Origin of the sequence: Streptomyces sp. (genome assembly GCF_036524955.1) — a bacterium.
In the GTDB taxonomy this organism is placed as follows: Bacteria; Actinomycetota; Actinomycetes; order Streptomycetales; family Streptomycetaceae; genus Actinacidiphila.
In genome coordinates, this window is record NZ_DATDBG010000164.1 from 1 (window position 1) to 11,929 (window position 11,929).

General features: G+C 73.5%; 12 protein-coding genes. 6 read left to right on the plus strand and 6 right to left on the minus strand.

All coding sequences use genetic code 11. The features are described from left to right. Positions 1 to 454: 454 nt before the first annotated feature. Complete coding sequence (locus tag VIW71_RS13280) at positions 455 to 1,393, minus strand: GlxA family transcriptional regulator (protein WP_331622351.1); 939 nt, start codon at positions 1,391 to 1,393, stop codon at positions 455 to 457. A gap of 205 nt (positions 1,394 to 1,598) precedes the next feature. Between VIW71_RS13280 and VIW71_RS26575 the strand changes: the two genes are divergently transcribed. From VIW71_RS26575 to hutH, 4 genes are all read left to right on the plus strand, one after another. Next, the gene (locus tag VIW71_RS26575; protein ID WP_414720740.1) at positions 1,599 to 2,081 is read left to right on the plus strand and encodes a hypothetical protein; all 483 of its coding nucleotides are present in this window, start codon (positions 1,599 to 1,601) and stop codon (positions 2,079 to 2,081) included. 2 nt (positions 2,082 to 2,083) lie between these two features. Then, entirely contained in the window at positions 2,084 to 2,551 is a 468-nt protein-coding gene (locus tag VIW71_RS13290) for a DUF2269 family protein (protein WP_331622352.1), read from the plus strand. Next, on the plus strand, positions 2,548 to 2,841 hold the full coding sequence (locus VIW71_RS13295; protein WP_331622354.1) for a DUF3817 domain-containing protein: 294 nt from the start codon (positions 2,548 to 2,550) through the stop codon (positions 2,839 to 2,841). Before VIW71_RS13290 ends, VIW71_RS13295 begins: the two co-directional genes overlap by 4 nt. A gap of 197 nt (positions 2,842 to 3,038) precedes the next feature. Next, positions 3,039 to 4,622, plus strand: a complete 1,584-nt coding sequence (hutH, locus tag VIW71_RS13300) for a histidine ammonia-lyase (protein WP_331622355.1) — start codon at positions 3,039 to 3,041, stop codon at positions 4,620 to 4,622. Between the two features lie 106 nt (positions 4,623 to 4,728). Here hutH and VIW71_RS13305 read toward each other — a convergent pair whose 3' ends face one another. Next, positions 4,729 to 4,998 (minus strand): hypothetical protein, encoded by a 270-nt coding sequence (locus VIW71_RS13305; protein ID WP_414720741.1) that lies wholly within the window; start codon positions 4,996 to 4,998, stop codon positions 4,729 to 4,731. Positions 4,999 to 5,332: 334 nt separating this feature from the next. On the opposite strand from VIW71_RS13305, the gene VIW71_RS13310 reads away from it, so the two are divergent. Next, entirely contained in the window at positions 5,333 to 6,694 is a 1,362-nt protein-coding gene (locus VIW71_RS13310) for a L,D-transpeptidase (protein WP_331622361.1), read from the plus strand. A gap of 119 nt (positions 6,695 to 6,813) precedes the next feature. Here the strand turns inward: VIW71_RS13310 and VIW71_RS13315 are convergent, their stop codons facing one another. Continuing rightward, positions 6,814 to 8,034, minus strand: a complete 1,221-nt coding sequence (locus VIW71_RS13315) for an ROK family transcriptional regulator (RefSeq protein ID WP_331622357.1) — start codon at positions 8,032 to 8,034, stop codon at positions 6,814 to 6,816. A gap of 662 nt (positions 8,035 to 8,696) precedes the next feature. Here VIW71_RS13315 and VIW71_RS13320 point away from each other — a divergent pair. Next, positions 8,697 to 9,029, plus strand: a complete 333-nt coding sequence (locus VIW71_RS13320; RefSeq protein WP_331622358.1) for an Asp23/Gls24 family envelope stress response protein — start codon at positions 8,697 to 8,699, stop codon at positions 9,027 to 9,029. Between the two features lie 402 nt (positions 9,030 to 9,431). On the opposite strand, the gene VIW71_RS13325 is transcribed toward VIW71_RS13320, so the two are convergent. The 3 genes from VIW71_RS13325 to msrA form a co-directional block, all read right to left on the minus strand. Next, complete coding sequence (locus VIW71_RS13325) at positions 9,432 to 10,202, minus strand: hypothetical protein (protein WP_331622359.1); 771 nt, start codon at positions 10,200 to 10,202, stop codon at positions 9,432 to 9,434. A gap of 207 nt (positions 10,203 to 10,409) precedes the next feature. Then, positions 10,410 to 10,922 (minus strand): molybdenum cofactor biosysynthesis protein, encoded by a 513-nt coding sequence (locus tag VIW71_RS13330; RefSeq protein WP_414720742.1) that lies wholly within the window; start codon positions 10,920 to 10,922, stop codon positions 10,410 to 10,412. Positions 10,923 to 11,034: 112 nt separating this feature from the next. Next, complete coding sequence (msrA, locus tag VIW71_RS13335; RefSeq protein ID WP_331622360.1) at positions 11,035 to 11,694, minus strand: peptide-methionine (S)-S-oxide reductase MsrA; 660 nt, start codon at positions 11,692 to 11,694, stop codon at positions 11,035 to 11,037. Between the last annotated feature and the right edge of the window lie 235 nt (positions 11,695 to 11,929).

Genomic DNA, 11,929 nt, shown 5'->3' on the forward strand with positions numbered 1-11,929 from the left:
GCCGCGTCGCCGGAGTGTGTCCCGTCGCGACGTCCGGCACGGCGCCCCGCGGCGTTGCCGCACCGACCGGGCAGGCCCACGACGGGGCCGGCCCGGCGCCCTGCGACGCACCGCACCGGACGCCGCTCCCGGACGGGCACACCCCGACCGACGCGGCACTGGGTTCCCCCGGCCTGCCCGCACCGGGCTTTCCGGGTGCCCGCCCCTCCCCCTTCCGCAGGGTGCGGCCACTTCGTGGGGGTGTCTGCGACCCGCACCGCCCGCGCGGATTCGTCGCACGGTGCGGGTCCCGTTGTGCGGGGGCACTCGGCATCGGGGGCTGCGGGTACCGAACCGGTCCGGGGTCCGAGCCGCCCCTCCGACTCCAAGTGATCGCGCTCGGGCAAAGGCCCGCTGGTGAGCGGCCGCGTTCGCCGGGTGGCGTGATGCGCAGGGAGTCAGCAGGCGCGGGGAGTCAGCTGAAGGCGCGGCGGTACGTGTGAGGGCTGACGCCCGTGGTGCGCTTGAAGCGGTCACGGAAGGCGGTGGGTGAGCCGAAACCGACCTGAGCGCCGATGCGTTCGACAGAGTGGCGTGTGGTCTCCAGGAGGTGCTGGGCCTGGCGGACGCGGGCGCGGTGGAGCCACTGGAGCGGGGTCGTACCGGTCTGTTCGCGGAAGCGGCGTATCAGGGTCCGGGTGCTTGTTCCGGCATGGGCGGCGATGTCGGCGAGGGTGAGGTCGGAGCCCAGGTTGTCCTGCAACCAGGTGAGCAGGGGTTCGAGTGCGGAGCCCTGGGGGGTGGGTGCGTGATCATGGACGATGAACTGCGCTTGGCCGCCCTCGCGTTCCAGGGGCATGACGGACAGCCGGGCGGCGTCGGCGGCGACGGCCGAGCCGTAGTCGCGGCGGATCATGTGCAGGCACAGGTCCAGGCCGGCGGCGGCGCCGGCGGAGGTGAGGATCTGGCCGTTGTCGACGTACAGGACGTCCGGGTCGACCTCGATGTCCGGGTGGGCGGTGGCCAGGAGGTCGGCCGCGATCCAGTGGGTGGTGGCACGCAGGCCGTCGAGGAGTCCGGTGGCGGCCAGCGGGAAGGTGCCCGAGCAGATGGAGGCGATGCGCGTGCCGTGCTCGGCCGCTGCTCGCAGCGCGTCGCGGACGGCGGGGGCGAGCGGTGCCGCGGGGGCGTCGGTACCGGGCACGATGATCGTGTCCGCGCCCTTGAGCCCGTCCAGCCCCCAGTGCGCGCGCAGGGTGAAGGCACCCGCGTCGATCTCCGGCTTCTCCGCGCACACGCGGATCTGGTAGCCCGGGCGGCCGTCCGGGAGGCGGGTGCGGGTGAAGACCTCGATCGGGGTGGACAGGTCGAACGGGATCACCCGGTCCAGTGCGAGGACGGCGACGGTGTGCATGGCCAGAAGATACCCGCTCACCGGCGGCATGCCGTGGTCTCAGCATCCTGAGCTCTGCTTTGACCAGCTCAAAGCCTTTCCGTGAACGGTGGCGTTATTCCGTTGGAAGGTGTCACTCATGCCACTGGGAGAGGGGTGGGCGGGCGGTTAGCGTCGGGAGCGACCCGGCACAGACCGGACCCTGCCGCACTCGAAGGAACCCTGCATGCACGCCCAGATCGTCCCGTTGGACGGCTTCGATCCGCTCGATGCCATCGCCCCCCGTGAGGTGCTGTGCTCCGGCGGCGCTGTGGGCGTGGAACCGGTTTCCGCCGAAGGACCGCGCGAGGTGGTCAGCGGCACCGGGGGCCTGTTGCCGCGTGCCACTGGCGCCCTCGACCCCGGGCGTGCGGGCCTGATTCCGGTTCCCGGCGCCCCGGGCCGCGTCGCGGAGCCCGGCGAGGTCCCCGGCCATGACGCGGGGGCCGGGGGGTGGCAGGCGGGAGAGGAAGTCCCGCTCAGCCACGTCGTCCTCCACGACGACCGGCTCACCCGGAAGCAGGCCGTCACCACGCCCATGCGCCTGAACCCGGCCTTCGCCGTGCCGGTCACCGGCGGCACCCCGACCGGCACCGCCAAGGCCGGGCGCCTCCCGGCATCCGAGGTCACCGGCCGGCGCCGCACCGCCCGAGCGGCCACGGAAGGCTGACCGTGACGAAACTTCTCCTCTCCCTGCACGTCCTGGCCGCCGTTCTGGCCATCGGCCCGGTCACCGTCGCCGCGAGCATGTTTCCAAGAGCACTGCGCCGCGCCCACAGCGACCCGGGTGACCGCGAGGCGCTCACAACCCTGCGGATGCTGCACCGTATCTGCCGCGTCTACGCGGCCGTGGGCATCGCGGTTCCCGTGTTCGGGTTCGCCACGGCCAGCAGTCTCAACGCCCTCGGGAGCGGATGGCTGATCATCTCGGTCCTTCTGACCGCCGCGGCCGCCGCCACGCTGGCCCTGCTGATCCTGCCCGCCCAGGACGCCGCGCTCACCGCCGCGCAGGCTCCCGGCCCCGGCCCCGCCACCCGATCTGCCGGCCGCCTCGCCATGCTCACCGGCGTCTTCAACCTGCTGTGGGCGACGGTCACCGTCCTGATGATCGTCCGCCCCGGCTCCACCACAGGAGCATGACGGTGCACCTTCGGCCTTTGCGCATCGCGGCACGCGTCGAACTCATCTCACTGATCATCATGCTGGCCAACCTCGCCACCGCCCACCTCAAACCCGTCTCCTCCCTGACCGGTCCCGTCCACGGCTGCGCCTACCTGTTCGTGGTGGCCGCGACCTGGCGCCTCAAGCGGGCCACGACCACCACCAAGGCCACTGCCGCCATTCCCGGCATCGGCGGCCTCCTCGCGCTGCGTCGGCTCAGCCCGCCCGGCACCATCGATCAGCACAGCAAGGACGCCATCCAGTCCTGAACGTCCTGGACCTCGGTGCCTGTCCCGTACGGCTCAGCGAGCCGGACCTCATGACCAGCCCGACGAGGCCCCCCGAACGGGTGACGGCAGCCGGGGCGGGTGATGGCGGGCTGCCCGGCCGGGTCGTCCGGTGGGCGAGGAGCCTGGCCCAGGGCGCGGGGTGACAGGGAGAGATTCACTGCTTAGGGTGCGTGAATATGAATATGCAGAGCGTTGTGGTGGTGGGCCCGTCGGGAGCCGAGGCAGATGACGTCGTCGCTGTGGCGCGGGCCGGCGCCCGCGTGGAACTCGCCCCGGACGCCCTCGCGGGGATCGCCGCGTCGCGCGCCGTGATCGAGGCGTTGGCGGCGAGGCCGGAGCCGGTGTACGGGGTGTCGACGGGGTTCGGCGCCTTGGCGGTGCGGCACATCGGTCCGGAGCTGCGGGTGCGGCTGCAGCGGAGTCTGGTGCGTTCGCATGCGGCGGGGATGGGTCCGCGGGTGGAGCGTGAGGTGGTGCGGGCGTTGATGTTCCTGCGGTTGAAGACGCTGGCTTCGGGTCGTACGGGCGTGCGGCCGGTGGTCGCGGAGACGATGGCGGCGGTGTTGAACGCGGGTGTGACGCCGGTGGTGCGTGAGTACGGTTCGCTGGGTTGTTCGGGGGATCTGGCTCCGTTGGCGCATTGTGCGCTGGTGCTGATGGGTGAGGGTGAGGCGGAGGGTCCGGACGGTGTGGTGGGTCCGGCCGGGGAGGTACTGGCCGGGTGTGGCGTGGAGCCGGTGGTGCTGCGGGAGAAGGAGGGGCTGGCGCTGATCAACGGCACGGACGGGATGCTGGGGATGCTGGTGCTGGCGTGTGCGGATCTGGCGGGGTTGTTCACGGCGGCCGATGTCACGGCGGCGCTGACGCTGGAGGCGCTGCTGGGTACGGACCGGGTGCTGGCGGCGGAGTTGCATGCGATCCGTCCGCATCCGGGGCAGGCGGCCAGTGCGGAGAACATGCGGCGGGTGCTGGCGGGTTCGGGGTTGACGGGGCATCACCAGGATGAGGCGCCGCGGGTGCAGGACGCGTATTCGGTGCGGTGTGCGCCGCAGGTGGCCGGTGCGGGGCGGGACACGCTGGCGCATGCCCGGCTGGTAGCGGAGCGTGAGCTGGCGGCGGCGGTGGACAATCCGGTGGTGCTGCTGGGGGAGCCGGGCGGGGGTTCCGGGTCTGGGCGGGTGGAGTCCAACGGCAATTTCCATGGTGCACCGGTGGGGTATGTGCTGGATTTCCTGGCGATCGCGGTGGCTGATCTGGGGTCGATCGCGGAACGTCGTACGGACCGTTTGCTGGACCGGAACCGGTCGCACGGTCTGCCGGCGTTCCTGGCGGATGATCCGGGGGTGGATTCGGGGCTGATGATCGCGCAGTACACGCAGGCGGCGTTGGTGGGTGAGCTGAAGCGGTTGGCGGTGCCGGCGTCGGTGGACTCGATCCCGTCGTCGGCGATGCAGGAGGACCATGTGTCGATGGGGTGGTCGGCGGCGCGCAAGCTGCGTCGTGCGGTGGACGGTCTGGCGCGGGTGATCGCGGTGGAGATGTACGCGGCGACGCGGGCGCTGGAGATCAGGGCGGCGTCGGGGAGTGGGTCGCGGATGGCACCGGCCTCCCGGGCGGTACTGGCGGCGGTGCGGCAGGCGGGTGTCGCGGGGGCGGGGCCGGACCGTGTCCTGTCCCCGGATCTGGAGGCGGCCTACGCGTTCGTCCGCGACGGACGGCTGACCCGGGCGGCCGAGACGGTCACCGGACCGCTGGCGTAAGGACCCGTCGGCGCAAGGCCGCGGAGGACTGGGACGTGCCCGCGGGGCGCAGGGCCGTAGCGGAACCGTACAACCGTACAAGCGCCGTACGACGACTGAGTCCTCGTCAGGCGGCGGTCTCGCGGGAGCGGCGGCCGGCGTTCAGCACCAGCCCCGCGCCCACCACCAGGAAGGCCGCGCCGCCGATCACGTACGGCCTGGTGTCGACGCTGCCGGTGTCGGCGAGGCCGAGCTCGCTCGCGGACCGTGTGGCCGTCGTCGCGGACTTCGCCGCGGAGGCGTCCTGGTGCGGGCTCGCCGTCGCGGACGGCACGAAATACAGCGCGGCCAGCACGGAGGCAGCGGCAGCGGCGACGTAAGGGCGGGGCGAGGTCAACGGATCTCCCTGGTGGTACATCCCGGGCCGATGACCCCGGGGGAAGGCGTGGCGCTTGACCGTGGGGCCGATGGTAGTGACTTGGTGCGGCCGGTGGGAAGCGGCGAGGCCGCCGCTCACCCTCCGTGGCCGGATCGCTACCAGAAGCCCCCCCTGGTCACAGCGGTCGGTACCCCTCTCGCCCGCGCCTCTGGGTTCTGTGGGCCGGGTGTGCCATGGGTGGGAAACGCCACAATTTGTGCCTGAACGTCACGCACACCCCCTTCCAGCTGTTTTCATGCATGAGGACGAACCTTCAGCATTGGAGAGATGTGTGACGCCGCCCGACGCCGGAATGCCCACCGCCCAGCGCCCCGGCCCTGCCCGCAGGTCCCGCTCGCCCTTCTCCCGCCGCCGCACCCTCGCGGCCGTCGCGGTGGTGATGGGCGGCACCGTCGCGCTGACCGCGTGCGGTGGCGGCAGCGAAGGCAGTGCCCGGGCCGACGGCGCCACGGACCAGGTCACGGCCACCTCGTCGCCGGCGCCACCCGCGACGCTCACCATGACGCCCACCCAGTCCGGCGCCGGTCAGGCCCAGGCGGACGCGGCTGCCGCGCGGAACGCCTCCGATGCGAAGATCGTCATCACCCCGAGGACCGGCAGCACCGGCGCCTCGATCCACAACGGCACCAAGGTCACCGTCACCGGCGGCACCCTGACCTCCGTGACCATGACGTCCAGGGCCACCGGCCGTACGGTCCCCGGCACGATCTCGGCCGACGGTACGAGCTGGCGGCCGGACGCGGCCCTGGCCCGCGGCACCCAGTACGCGGTCTCCGCCGCCGCCACCGACGCCCAGGGCCGCAGCACCGCCGCGCGCTCCACCTTCGCGACCGTCTCCGCGGCCGGCAGCTTCATCGGTCACTTCACGCCCGAGGACGGTTCCACCGTCGGTGTCGGCATGCCGGTGTCCATCAACTTCGACAAGGCGATCACCGACCGTGCCGCCGTACAGAAGGCGATCACGGTGACGTCCAGCAGCGGGCAGCAGGTCGTCGGCCACTGGTTCAGCTCCACCCGGCTCGACCTGCGGCCGGAGACCTACTGGAAGGCCGGCTCGCACGTCACCCTGACCCTCGCCCTGGACGGCGTCGAGGGCGCCACCGGCGTCTACGGCATCCAGGACAAGACGGTCGGCTTCGACGTCGGCCGCTCCCAGGTCTCCACCGTCGACACCAGGACCCACCGGATGACGGTGGTCCGGGACGGCAAGGTCGTCAGGACCATCCCGATCTCCGCGGGCGCCACCGGCCACGCCACGTACAACGGCCGGATGGTCATCTCCGAGAAGGACAGGACCACGCGCATGAACGGTGCCACGGTCGGCTTCACCGACAACGACGGCAAGGGCGAGTACGACATCCCCGACGTCCCGCACGCCATGCGACTGAGCAGCTCCGGCACCTTCATCCACGGCAACTACTGGGGTGCGACGTCGGTCTTCGGCCACGTCAACACCAGCCACGGCTGCATCGGGCTGAGCGACGTCAAGGGCGGCAAGGACCCGAAGACGCCTGCCGCCTGGTTCTTCGCGAACTCCATGGTCGGGGACGTGGTGGTGGTCAAGAACTCCCCGGACCGGACGATCCAGCCGTCCAACGGGCTCAACGGGTGGAACCTGTCGTGGGCGCGGTGGCTGGCGGGGTCGGCGGCGTAATACGGCATCCTCGTCGCTGCCGGGCGCTGCCGGGCGCTGCCGGGCGCTGCCGGGCGCCGGGCGCCGGGCGCCGGGCGTCGGCGGCGTCCTCGTCGGCGTCGGGGCGGGCCGTACGGCGCTCAGGCGCGGGAGCCCGAGTCCGGGCCGTTGCGGGTGATCCAGCTCGCCGGGTCGTCCAGCACCGTTCGTACGGCGCTGCAGGCGGCGCCGCGCAGCACGCCGTCGCGGCCGAGGGCCGAGGTGACGACGTTCTCGGGGCGCCATTGGCGGTCCGTGACGCGGGTGGCGAGCTCGCGGCGCACGCCCGGCAGCAGCCAGGGGGTGAGGTCGGCGAGCAGGCCGCCGATCACGACGGCTTGCGGGTCGAGCAGGTTGACCGCGCCGCTCAGCGCGATGCCGAGGGCCGCGCCGGCCTCGTCCAGGGCACGCAGGGCACGGGGGTCGCCGGCGTCCGCGGCGGCGCGCAGGGCGGGGGTGCCCGCGCCGGTACCCGGTTCCGTGTCGTCGCCCGTCGCGAGGCCGGCCGCGCGGAGCAGCGCCTTCTCACCGGCGTACGTTTCCAGGCAGCCGGTGGCGCCGCAGGAGCACAGGGGGCCGTCGGGGCGTACGGGGACGTGGCCGAGCTCCCCCGCGAAGCCGCGGGCGCCGCGGAAGAGGCGGCCCTCCACGACGAGTGCGGCGCCGATGCCGATCTCGGCGGAGACATGGACGAAGTCGGCGAGTCCTCGGTGGCCGCCGAGCCACAGTTCGGCGAGGGCGCCGAGGTTCGCCTCGTTCTCCACGATCGTGCCCGCGCCGAGTGCCGCGGCCACCGGGACGTCCTCCCAGCCGAGGTTGGGCGCGCGCAGGACGGCGCCGCGGTCGTGCCCGACCAGGCCGGGGACGGCGACGGTGGTACCGACGGGGTGCAGGTCCTCCTCCCGGGCCGCCGCCGTGACCCGCGCGGTCAGTTCGGCGAGTTCGGCGAGGACGTCGGGGGCCTTCCGGCCGCGGTTCGCGGCGGGGGTCTCGGCGCGGCACCGTACCGTGCCCCGCAGGTCCACCACGCAGGCGGCGAGGTGGTCCACGCCGATCTCCGCGCCCACGCCCGCGGGGCCCGTGTCGGCGAGGGCCAGCGGGGTTCCGGGACGGCCCACCGTGCCGGGGCGCCGGGCTCCCCGTTCCTCCACCAGCCCCCCGGCGAGGAGTTCGTCCACCAGGGTCGAGACGGTGGCCCGCGTCAGGCCCACCTGGGCGGCCACAGCCGCGCGCGTCAGGTCCTCGCCGGCGGCCAGGGCGTGCGTCACCAGCGCGAAGTTGCGGCGCCGCAACTCCGCTTGCGCACCGGGGCCCTTACCCACGTGAGTCCTCCTCGTCCGGGGCTCCCCAGTCTCCCCCGTGCGCGGGCTGCGGCCGCCGTGCGGAGGTGGGACTGCGGCCGGGGCGCGCGTGCACGAGGGGTGGCGCGGGGTGTGGCCGGCGTGTGGGCGCGGTCGCGTGTCACGGTGGTGGCCTGTCGGGGGGATCGCGCCGGAGTGCGGCACCGGCGGGGCACGGTGGTGCCTCGCGGTGACGGCTGTCCGCCCCCACCGGCGCGGCCACCGCGCGGGCGTCCCCCGGACGGTGACGGCTGTGCGGCGCCTGCCCGCGCCCGTACGGCGCGGTGATCGACGTCCGACGGTCGTCCGCCGGATCCACAGGGAGTGCGGGCGGCGCAGGAGGATGTACCCGAGGACGAGCCCGCAAGCGCGTGGCGAAGTGCAAGGAGTGCGCCCCCCGCAGGGGCGCGTGGGAACTGCGCGCCGACCGTCGCGGGGGCGTGCAGCGTGGAGGTGGCAGGCGAGGTGGATGACGCTACGGCTGTGCGGCGGGAGCAGCGGCAGGCGGGAGAAGCGGGGGCAGCGGGAGAAGACGGGGAGGCGGCGACCTCCCGTCGGCCGTTCGCCGGCCGCCGGCGACGGCGCGGCGTTCCCGGGCACCATGTCCCCGCCCCCGGGCGGCCGCACCGGGAAGGACCCCGCCCATGACCCGTGCCTCGGATCTGCGGGAGATCGCCGCGACCGCGGCCCGCGCCGCCTCGGACGTGCCCGGCGTCGCCCACCTCACCCCGCGCCTCGCCGACCGCCTCCGCCCGGCCGTCCTCCCCACCACCCGCACTCCGGGTGTGCGCGTGCTGCCCCACGACACCACCCGCCTCACCACCGTCGACATCTCCTTGGCCGTCCACGCCGGCCACCAGGCCACAACCGTCGCCCGCCAGGTCCGCGTCGCCGTCATCGAGGCCCTCCACGCCGACCACCCGCGCGTCTGGGCGACCGAGGTGACCGTCTCGGTCACGGTGACGGCGATCGTCTGAGCCGCGCGCTCGGGGACGTACGCGGCCACGTACGTGTGTGGGCGGCGCCACACGTCCGCAAGTCGCCGGGCGGGCCCCTGCGCCGCGCGCACCCTGCGCCGCGCGCGCCCCGCGACCGTAACGCTCTGCGAAACGTCTACGAGTCATGGGGAACGGTTCACGCCGCCGGCCGTGCCCCGGGTGTCTTCGTCGGGCTTCCTGCTCGCCCTCTCCGCGGACGGCCTCGCCCCTCGGCCCGCCACCGCGCGGGCTCGGGCAACGGCCCTCCGGGGCAGGCCACGCGCTCACCTGACGCGAGGCCGGTCAGGACGCGATGACGGACGGTGGGCCATTCGGCGTCGCGGGGGCGGTAGCCGTGGCGGTCGAGGAGGCCGGACACGGGTCGAGGCCGGGCGCGTCCCGTTACGGCAGCGCCGGTCCGTCCGCGCCGCCGTCCTCCGTGCGCAGGAGCCGCAGGAACGCTTTCAGCCCCGTGATGATCTCCTGGTTGTCGGTGAGACGGTTGACCGTGGTCTCGAACTCCCGGCTCAGCGCCGCGACCCTCCGGTCCACGGCGTCGGCCCGCGCGTAGACCGAGGAGCCCAACGCGTCCACCGTGCGGCGCAGTTCGGCCAGGGCGCGGTACTGCTCCTCGGCCTTGCCCTCCAGGACCTTCGTGCCGTCGCGCAGCTGCTCCACCAGCACGCGCAGTTCCAGTACGTCGTCGCGCGGGTACGTCACGTCCGTCAGGAGCGCGCCGAGCCGCCGCCGTAGTTGCCCGAAGTAGGCTCCCGCCGGGCGGAAGAACGTACTCAGCAAGAAGAACGCGGCGAACCAGTAGTACCCCGTCGCCTGGTCCGTCACCAGCGTGACCGCGACCACCAGACCGGCCGTCAGCACGTGTCCGGCCACCGCCGCCCGCAGCGTCACCCGCGCGATCCGCGTGGCTTCGGCGTCCCGCTCCCGCGAGACCTCCATGCCCTTCTCACGGCTCACCGCGATCTCGGCCAGCACGGTGTGGGCCCGGAAGTACAGGTTCCACGGCACGGTGAGCAGCACGAGCAGCCACAGCAGGCTCAGCACGCCTGCCGCCGCGCCGAGCACCACCGACGTCGGCGCGCCGACCGCGTACGCCAGGGCCAGTGCCCCCGCCGTCACCGCCAGCGCCAGCACCGCACTCACGAACCTGCCCATGCCGTCCCCCTGTTCGCCTCGGCGAAGCACCGCGTCCCATCGTCGCGCGCCAGCCGCGCGGGGGCCATGGGCAGGGCCGCTCGACCGCGCGTCAACCGGTATCGACCACCGCCCCTGACACCCGCGTCATCCGGTCACGGACAACCGCTGCCGACACCCGTGCGCGTCATCCGGTCACGGACAACCGCTCCCGACCCTTGCGCGGCGTCACCGCGGCACGTCGACCGGCGGCCCCACCGAGAACGTCGCCGGACCGACCGTCAGAACACCGTCGCTGAGCGGCGTGCACCGCACCCCGCCCTTCCCCCGCAGCGCGCGCTGCGCCCCCGGCCCGATCGTCGCGTCCATCCACGCGCACGGCCTGGCGGCGCGCCGCACCGCCAGCACGACGGGGCCGGTGCCGCTGTCCAGGGTGACGGTCGAGCCGATGTGCGCGTCGATGTCCACGCCCCGCAGCAGCACATTGCGGCGGGTCTGCCGCAGATCCACCGCGGTGTCGATGCCGACCGGCAGGTTCTCCGCGGCCATGACCGTCAGGGCCGCATCCCGGTGCGCGGGCCGGGCGAAATAACGGTCCCCGACGATCCCCAGCCCCTGCCGCACCTCGATCCGCGACACCAACTCCTCCCCCTCCGTCCCGGCCGGCCCGTCTCCCGGCCTTCCCGCGTACCGGTGCACCGGCGACACCAGAAGCTGCGCTATCTCCACCGTGATCACCATGGACGGCTTCTCCCGCTCGCCTTGGATCCGCTCGGCTCTGGTCCGCAGTCCGGCTCGCCGAGCGTTGTCGGGCCTCGGCGAGCCGGTCCGGCTGGCGCGGTGCGCGCGGAGGTCAGCCGCTGGCCTTCGCCACGCCGACGGGGCAGGAGACGCCGGTGCCGCCGAGGCCGCAGTAGCCGTTCGGGACCTTGTCGAGGTACTGCTGGTGGTACGGCTCGGCGGGGTAGAAGGGGCCGGCCGGGAGGATCTCGGTGGTGATGGTGCGGTGGCCGGCCGCGGTGAGGACGGACTGGTAGGTCGTGCGGGAGGCGGCGGCGGAGTCGGCCTGGGCGGGGGAGTGGGTGTAGATCGCGGAGCGGTACTGGGTGCCGACGTCGTTGCCCTGGCGGAAGCCCTGCGTGGGGTTGTGGGACTCCCAGAAGACCTTGAGCAGCCGCTCGTACGAGACGAGGGCCGGGTCGTAGACGACGCGGACCGCCTCGGTGTGGCCGGTGAGGCCGGAGCAGACCTCCTCATAGGTGGGGTTGACGGTGTGGCCGCCCTGGTAGCCGACGAGGGTGGTCCACACGCCCGGGGTCTGCCAGAACTGGCGCTCGGCGCCCCAGAAGCAGCCCAGACCGAAGTCCGCGACCTCCAGGCCCTCGGGGTAGGGGCCGGTCAGCGGATTGCCGAGGACGGTGTGGCGGGCGGGGACGGGGAACTCCGGCTGCGCGCGCCCGGGCAGTGCCTCCTCCGCGGTGGGCAGCTGCTTCTTGTAGCTGTTGAACAGCATCAGCGGGTCTCCTCCGACGCGGGTGGTGGGATTCGTCTGCGGATGTCCTGGCGATGGCCAGTGGCGTCCTGCGGATGTTCTGTCGGGTTCCGACCAGCACAACGTATGGGGGACGCCCAGGATTCCAGCGGTGTGTCCCGAAGAGCGCGGGGAACCGCGCGGCCGGCCCCACCGGGCCGCGGCCCGTTCCCCGGCCCCGGCCCCCACCGGGCCGCGGCCCGGGAACGACCGGGAT

Bases quoted from the DNA above. Each gene is read 5' to 3' on its own strand.
- VIW71_RS13280 (WP_331622351.1), bottom strand. From the start codon at position 1,393: ATGCACACCGTCGCCGTCCTCGCACTGGACCGGGTGATCCCGTTCGAC.
- msrA (WP_331622360.1), bottom strand. From the start codon at position 11,694: ATGCTGTTCAACAGCTACAAGAAGCAGCTGCCCACCGCGGAGGAGGCA.
- VIW71_RS26575 (WP_414720740.1), top strand. From the start codon at position 1,599: ATGCACGCCCAGATCGTCCCGTTGGACGGCTTCGATCCGCTCGATGCC.
- VIW71_RS13325 (WP_331622359.1), bottom strand. From the start codon at position 10,202: ATGGGCAGGTTCGTGAGTGCGGTGCTGGCGCTGGCGGTGACGGCGGGG.
- VIW71_RS13310 (WP_331622361.1), top strand. From the start codon at position 5,333: ATGCCCACCGCCCAGCGCCCCGGCCCTGCCCGCAGGTCCCGCTCGCCC.
- VIW71_RS13320 (WP_331622358.1), top strand. From the start codon at position 8,697: ATGACCCGTGCCTCGGATCTGCGGGAGATCGCCGCGACCGCGGCCCGC.
- VIW71_RS13295 (WP_331622354.1), top strand. From the start codon at position 2,548: ATGACGGTGCACCTTCGGCCTTTGCGCATCGCGGCACGCGTCGAACTC.
- VIW71_RS13330 (WP_414720742.1), bottom strand. From the start codon at position 10,922: ATGGTGATCACGGTGGAGATAGCGCAGCTTCTGGTGTCGCCGGTGCAC.
- hutH (WP_331622355.1), top strand. From the start codon at position 3,039: ATGAATATGCAGAGCGTTGTGGTGGTGGGCCCGTCGGGAGCCGAGGCA.